Origin of the sequence: Paraburkholderia sp. BCC1885 (assembly GCF_900996235.1) — a bacterium.
In the GTDB taxonomy this organism is placed as follows: domain Bacteria; phylum Pseudomonadota; class Gammaproteobacteria; order Burkholderiales; family Burkholderiaceae; genus Paraburkholderia.
Map to the genome: position 1 here is coordinate 1 of NZ_CAAJGM010000097.1, position 514 is coordinate 514.

The 514-nt window shown below is 67.1% G+C and carries 1 protein-coding gene and 1 pseudogene; one reads left to right on the top strand and one right to left on the bottom strand.

The window, feature by feature from the left end:
- Nucleotides 1-185 (top strand): annotated as a pseudogene (locus FQ755_RS07635) (hypothetical protein); the annotation flags it as partial.
- On the opposite strand, the gene FQ755_RS07640 reads toward FQ755_RS07635, so the two are convergent.
- Nucleotides 182-364 (bottom strand): hypothetical protein, encoded by a 183-nt coding sequence (locus tag FQ755_RS07640; protein WP_144152738.1) that lies wholly within the window; start codon nucleotides 362-364, stop codon nucleotides 182-184. The pseudogene FQ755_RS07635 and the gene FQ755_RS07640 overlap by 4 nt on opposite strands.
- Nucleotides 365-514: the final 150 nt, after the last annotated feature.

Here is a 514-nt window from a genome sequence, read left to right on the forward strand (position 1 = left end):
ATGTCTGTCATCCGGGCGCCGACCCTGGCATCCCCGGTCACGCTGTGCCGTTTCACGCGGACGGCGAAGAAAGCTTCGCCGGCAGGGACGAGGCGCTCTACGAAGGGGTGCACGTGGGCCGCAGCATCGTCGAGGGCACCCATCCCGATCTGACGGTGTTGCCGCTCGTGACCGGCGGGGTTTAGCCGGCGCGATCCGAGGCGATGCGCAGGCGCTGGCCTTCATCGCCTGAACGGCACCCGGCGCCGCCCGCCCGGCGCCGGCGCAAAACCATCCCACCAAGCGCCACCGGGCCATTGCCATTGCCCTTGCGCTCGCCTGGCCGCGCCTGAACACCATCACGGCGCCGCGTGGCTCGTCCCATCGATATGCCGCCTTACCGTCGATTAATCCGACGCCCAATTCGGGTAACGGACCTGGCCGCACGGTTATAATCGCCGTCGCCCTCTATCTTGAAAGTAATGCACCGGACGCCCGGCCATGGCACCGGCAGCCCGGAACGGTAATGTTCACA